This is a genomic window from Streptomyces sp. MZ04 (genome assembly GCF_004684775.1).
Lineage (GTDB): Bacteria > Actinomycetota > Actinomycetes > Streptomycetales > Streptomycetaceae > Streptomyces.
Window position 1 is genome coordinate 1 of record NZ_SRIC01000404.1, and the last position, 5,962, is coordinate 5,962.

Annotated in this window: 5 protein-coding genes; 2 read left to right on the forward strand and 3 right to left on the reverse strand. The window is 71.6% G+C overall.

Annotation, left to right across the window (positions count from 1 at the left end; all coding sequences use genetic code 11):
- Positions 1 to 1,157: CapA family protein (locus E2651_RS40465; RefSeq protein ID WP_135336268.1), on the reverse strand; the 1,157-nt coding region annotated here is incomplete at its 3' end.
- 333 nt (positions 1,158 to 1,490) lie between these two features.
- Here E2651_RS40465 and E2651_RS40470 point away from each other — a divergent pair.
- Positions 1,491 to 2,006, forward strand: a complete 516-nt coding sequence (locus E2651_RS40470; RefSeq protein WP_135336269.1) for a hypothetical protein — start codon at positions 1,491 to 1,493, stop codon at positions 2,004 to 2,006.
- 151 nt (positions 2,007 to 2,157) lie between these two features.
- The gene (locus tag E2651_RS40475) at positions 2,158 to 2,820 is read left to right on the forward strand and encodes a zf-HC2 domain-containing protein (protein ID WP_135336270.1); all 663 of its coding nucleotides are present in this window, start codon (positions 2,158 to 2,160) and stop codon (positions 2,818 to 2,820) included.
- A gap of 6 nt (positions 2,821 to 2,826) precedes the next feature.
- Here E2651_RS40475 and E2651_RS40480 read toward each other — a convergent pair whose 3' ends face one another.
- Together E2651_RS40480 and E2651_RS40485 are read right to left on the reverse strand one after the other, a co-directional pair.
- Complete coding sequence (locus tag E2651_RS40480) at positions 2,827 to 3,687, reverse strand: DNA-formamidopyrimidine glycosylase family protein (RefSeq protein WP_135336271.1); 861 nt, start codon at positions 3,685 to 3,687, stop codon at positions 2,827 to 2,829.
- A 10-nt stretch (positions 3,688 to 3,697) separates the two neighbouring features.
- Positions 3,698 to 5,764 carry a SpoIIE family protein phosphatase gene (locus tag E2651_RS40485; RefSeq protein WP_135336272.1) on the reverse strand — a complete coding sequence of 689 codons (2,067 nt, stop codon included), beginning with the start codon at positions 5,762 to 5,764 and terminating at the stop codon, positions 3,698 to 3,700.
- Positions 5,765 to 5,962: the final 198 nt, after the last annotated feature.

Sequence of the window (5,962 nt, forward strand, 5' to 3'; positions counted from 1 at the left end):
ACCACCCTCCGGATCCGGTCCCGGACGTCCCCGACGTCCGCCCCCCGCGCCAACGCCGCGTTCAGGTTCACCACCCGCCCCGTATCCGTGTCGAACCACTGCGGGATGAACTCCGCCTTCCGTACCTCCCAGCGGGCATCGGCAGTCGGCGGTGGGGTGAAGGTGAAGCGGGCCAGCGTGCCCTGGTTGCCGCGCGGGTCGTTCTCGCCGTCGTGGTTGATCATGTCGCCCGCGATCTGGTCGCCCATGCCGTAGACGACCCAGGTGCCGTTCACCTTCTCGTACGCCTGAGGGACATGCGCGTGCGTGCCGAGGATCAGGTCGATGTCGGGGCGGCCCGACGTCCGGGAGGACGTCAGCTGCTTGCCGAGGCTCAGCTGGCGGCGGTCCGGTGCGTCCTGCCACTCCGTGCCCCAGTGGACGGAGACCACGACCACGTCCGCGCCCGCCTTGCGGGCCGCCCTCGCGTCCGCCACGATCCGGTCGCGCTCCATGAGGTTGACCGTCCAGGGCTTGCCCTTGGGCAGCGGGTACCCGTTGGTGCCGTACGTGTACGCCAGCTGAGCGACCTTCGCACCGCCCGCCCGCAGCCACGCCGGCGACCTGCCCTCGGCGGCCGTGCGGCCCGAACCCGCGTGCTTGACGCCTGCCTTGTCGAGCGCGGCCAGCGTGCGGCGCACCCCCGCGGCGCCGTCGTCGAGCGTGTGGTTGGAGGCGGTCGAGCAGGAGTCGTAGCCGGTGGCCCGCAGGGCGCGGGCGATCTGCGGCGGGGACTTGAAGCTGGGGTAGCCGGTGTAGTCGCCGTTCGCGCCGTACACCGTCTCCATGTGACAGATCGCCAGATCCGCCTTGGAGACGACCGGCTTCACGCCCGCGAGCATCGGCTCGAAGTCGTAGCCGTCGCCGCCCGCGTCGGCGTTCGCCTTGCGGATGATCGAGGAGTGCGGCAGGACGTCCCCGGAGGCGATGAGGGTGAAGGCGCGCGGTGCGCCCGCGCCGCCGCTCGCCGCCGACGGCGCGGGCGGCCGCGCTTCCCGATGGGCGCCGCGCGGGTCGCCGTCCCGCCGCATTTCGTTCTGCGGCTTCGGCTTGCCCGGCTGGGTGCGCTCCTCATTCGCCGTGCAGGCGGCTGTTCCGGCGAGAGCGGCTCCGATCATTACGGCCGCTAGAACGGTTGTTCCCTGCGGTGTGCGCTGTGTCATCGACCAGGCTCCGTGAATGGGGGATATTCGGCGAAACGAATCCACATTCGGGCACAATGCCGAGTCAAGCAGCAATGCCTCCATAGTCCCTGAAACGGACTCAAAACCTTCGGCCATGTGACACGAAGAACAGAGGGCTTCCCACCTGCGACGAAACCGGACCCCGGGTCAAACCTCTGTAAAGCGCCTTGCTCAGCACCCCTGTTGGGTAATCGGCTGTCCTCATCCGCGCTTTGGATTGGGGGCCAGAGGCCGGCGACGGGCACGAACAGAGGAAGGCGAGACGGGATGCTGCACGAGAGTCGAGGAAACGCCGAAGGCCCCGGCGGCGACGAACTGACCGTGCCGATGGCCTGGTTGTACGCGGAGTACATCGCGGACGAATTACTGCGCACCGGCGATTTGATGCCGCCGACATCTTTCGAATACCGAGCGGGGCGTGACGCTCTGGCCCTGACCATTTTCCTCTCCGACACGCGAGGCGAACTGTCGGGCATCCGTGTGGTCTCGCAGTTGGAGACCTGGCTGTCCCTGACGGCCTATGACCAGCCGTGGCAGGACTGGGTCGCGGAGCGGATGGCCGGGCTCGCGGCGGATGCGGTCGCCTCCGGTGCTCCCGCGCCCGATCTGGAGCTGGCCGACCAGGCCTGGCGGTGGCTGGAGGAGACGGAGCTGCTCGCCCCCGACCTGGACGCGGTGCCGGGCGGCGGGTCGCCGGGGAGCGAGGACGACGGGCCGAAGGTGTGGACGGCGGCGTGGCGCCTGGGGCTGCCCCTCGGCCATCTGGCGATCCACTTGTTCTGACATCTGACATCTGACATCTGGCAGCTGGCATCTGGCAGCACGGGCCGGAACACGAATGGCTGTTCTGCCGCCGCGTCTTGAGTGATTCGGCGGTCCGCTGCGTACGGGAGGGCAAGAAGCAACCTGACCCACACAGAACGCAAGGAACGCCATGAGGTCCCTGGAGCGGCATCGCGACGCCGGCGCCTACGCGCTCGGTGTCCTCGACGCGGCGGACACCTTCCGCTTCGACGATCACCTCATGGACTGCCCGGTCTGCCGTGACCTGGTCACCGAACTGACCCCCACGGCACGGCAGTTGGAGGCATACATCCGGGTGACGCCACCGCGCGTCGACCCGCTCGCCACGGCGGGCCCCGGCCTTCTCGAGCGGCTGCTCGCCGAGGCCGGTCGGCTGCGGCGCAGGGCGGCCGGGCGCAGGCGGTGGCTGTGCGCGGTCGCCGCGACCATCGTGCTCGCCGTGGCGGGGCCGTCGGTGGCGGTCCTCACCGCCGACGGCCCAGGCCCCGAGCGGATCACCGCACGGGACGGCCGCACCGGCGTCTCGGCGACGCTGACCGCGCACGACCGCGCCTGGGGCACGGACATCGGGCTCCGTGTCCATGACCCGGAGGGCTCCCGCGTCGTCTGCGAACTCGTCGCCATCGCCACCGACGGCTCCGAGCAGCCGATGACGACGTGGAAGGTGCCCGCCGGTGCGCCGTCGGACGAGGTGTCGACGCAGGGCGGCGCCGCGCTCCCCCGCGAGGACATCGACCGGTACGAGGTACGCACCACGGCGGGCAAACACCTCCTGACGCTCGACCGCCGCTGAACCCCGCTACTTGAGCAACCGTGACATCCGCCGGTCCGCGAGCCGTCTGCCGCCCGTCTGGCAGGTGGGGCAGTACTGCAGCGAGGAGTCGCTGAAGGAGACCTCCCGGACGGTGTCGCCGCAGACGGGGCACGGCTCACCCGTGCGGCCGTGGACGCGCAGGCCGCTCTTCTTCTCCGCCTTGAGCCGGCCGGCCGCGACCCCGTGCGAGCGCTCCACCGCCTCGCTCAGCGTGGTCCGCAGCGCCACATACAGCCCATGGGTCTCCTCCTCCGCCAGGCTCGAGGCCAGCTTGTACGGAGACATCCGGGCCGCGTGCAGGATCTCGTCGCTGTACGCGTTCCCGATGCCGGCGATCAGGCTCTGGTCCCGCAACGCGCCCTTGATCTGGCGCCGTTCGTCCGCCAGGAGCCCCGCGAAACGGTCCTCGTCGAAGTCGGCGGCGAGCGGGTCGGGGCCGAGACGGGCGATGCCCGGGATCTGCGCCGGGTCCTCGGTCACGTACACGGCCAGACGTTTCTGCGTGCCCGCCTCCGTCAGGTCGAAGCCCTCGCCGGTCTCCAGCGCGACCCGCAGGGCGAGCGGGCCCTTGCCGGGGCGGGGCACGCCGTCGGGGAGGCGGTCCTTCCAGTGCAGCCAGCCCGCGCGGGCGAGGTAGGTGACCAGATGCGGGCCGTCCGCGTCGATGTCGAGGAACTTGCCGTGCCGCGCCACGCCCGTGACGGGGCGGCCCTCGAGGGCGGTGAGCGGAGGGTCGTACGTCTTGAGGACGCTGACCGCGACGGGCAGCACCCGGACGATCTCGTGGCCGACGAGATGGTCGGCGAGGAAGGCGCGCAGGGCCTCCACCTCGGGCAGTTCCGGCATCCGCTCGCCCCTAACCCTGGTCCCGCGCGGGCACGATGAACTCGCACCACACGCACTTGCCGGTCCCCCGCGAGTCCACGCCCCACACGTCCGCGAGCATGTCCACCAGCATCAGTCCACGGCCCGAAACCCCCGACTCCCCTGCCTCCCTGCGGCGCGGCAGCGCGCTGGAGGAGTCCTCGACCTCGACCCGCAGCCGCCGGTCGGAGCCGGTCAGGACGCGCAGGGTCACGATCGCCGCGCCGTCGGTGTGCATCAGGGCGTTGGTGATGATCTCGTCGGCGACCAGTTCGACCTCGTCGGCGCTGTCCTTGGCGCCCCAGGCGCGGACGGCGGCCCTGATCATGTGGCGGGCCTCGGCGAGCGCCTCCGGGTCGCCGGGGCCGACATGCTGCTGGAGGCGGCCTCCGGAGCGCGGCGCGTCGAGGAGCCGGCGGCGCAGGAGCAGCAGTGCCGCGTCGTCGTCGCCGCCCCGCTCGTCCACGATCGAGCAGAGCCGGTCGGCGAGCTGCTGGAGGTCGCGCGGGCCCGAGCAGGCGAGTTCGCCGAGCGCCCGAAGGCCGTCGTCGAGGTCGGCGCCCGGCTCCTCGATGAGACCGTCGGTGAAGAGCAACAGGGTTTGTCCCGCGTCGAGTTCGAGGGTGCTGACGGGGTATTCGAGACTGCCGAACTCGGCGGAGAGGCCCAGCGGGAGCCCGCCGTCGACCGGCACCCTGCGGCAGCTCCCGTCGCTCTGCTGGAGCAGCGGATCGATGTGCCCTGCCCGCACCAGCTGGACGACGCCGGTCGACAGATCGGCCTCGGCGTAGAGACAGGTGGCGAAGCGGTCGGTGTCCAGCTCGTGCAGGAAGCCGGAGGCGCGGGCCATGACGGTGGCGGGGGTGTGCCCCTCGGCGGCGTAGGCGCGAAGGACGATGCGCAGCTGGCCCATCACGGCCGCCGCGTGCGTGTCATGGCCTTGTACGTCGCCGATGACCGCCCCGACCCGGCCGCCCGGCAGCGGGATCACGTCGTACCAGTCGCCGCCGATGTCGCGGCCGAGCGCCGCCGAGCGGTAGCGGACCGCGATGTCGGCGCCCGGGACGCCGGGGATGGTGCGCGGCAGCATCGCCTGCTGGAGACCCTGGGCGAGGTCCTTCTCCTGCTCGTAGAACATCGCGCGCTGCAGGCTCTGCGCGATGCCGCTGCCCAGGGCGACCAGGACGTTGCGCTCCTCCTCGGTGAAGCCGGTCTTGTCCCGGTAGAGCAGGCCGAGCGCGCCGATCGGCTTGGCCTGCGCGATCAGCGGCAGATAGGCGGCCGCGGTGATGCCGAGCTCGTCGATGTGCGGCCACAGTTGCGGGTACGAGGCCGCGAACTCGGCGGCCGTCTCGATGAAGCGCGGCGAGAGCGTGCGCACGACCTCGCTCATCGGAAACTGCTCGTCGACTCGGGTGAACTTGGTGCCCGGCACGAAGCTGCCCGTCGGCCCCTCGGCGACAAGACGGATCCGCCCGGCCTCGACCAGGCCCATGACGAGGTTGGACGCGCCCAGGTGGGCCAGGCCGTGGGTGTCCTTGAGCACGTCGATGACGTCCCGCACGGTGCGGGCGTGCGCGAGGGCCGCCGTGGTGCCCTGCACGATGCTCGTGCGGCGCCGCCGGTCCTCCTCCTCGTCGGCGCGCTCGCGCCGTGCCGTGCTGTCGCCCAGTTCCTGTGTGGCGTCGCGGACGATACCGACGATGCGGCGCGGGCGGCCCGTGGCGTCGCGTTCGATGTGCCCCTGGGTGTGCGTCCAGCGCAGCCCGCCGTCGCGCGGCCGGATGCGGAAGTAGATGCCGTAGGACCGGCTGCCGTCCTTGAGCGCGTGCGAGACGTACGCGTCCAGGCGGTGCGCCTCGATCGGCGGGACCCGCACGGCCAGGCTCTCCGGATGGCCGTCGTACTCGTCGGCCCGCAGGTCGAAGACCTCCAGGCCCGCGGCGTCCAGATGCATCAGGCCGCTGTCGAGGTCCCAGTCGAAGCAGCCTGTCCGGTTGAGCGCCAGGATCGGCCGCGGGTCCGCTGGCCAGCCGTCCGGCAGTGACGTGGGCGTCATGACACTTCATGATTCTTCGCTGTCGGGCCCGAGCGCGCACGCTCAGCTCTCGAGAGTGCCGGGTTCGCTGGTCACAGAGGTGTCGGGGCCGGTCTCCTGGCCGGGGTCCTGCTGCGAGGGCGGCAGGGTGCCGCCCCCGGGTGTGCTGGGCCCGGACGGCGTGGACGGCCGCTGCGTGGACGGGGTCGGCGGGGTGGG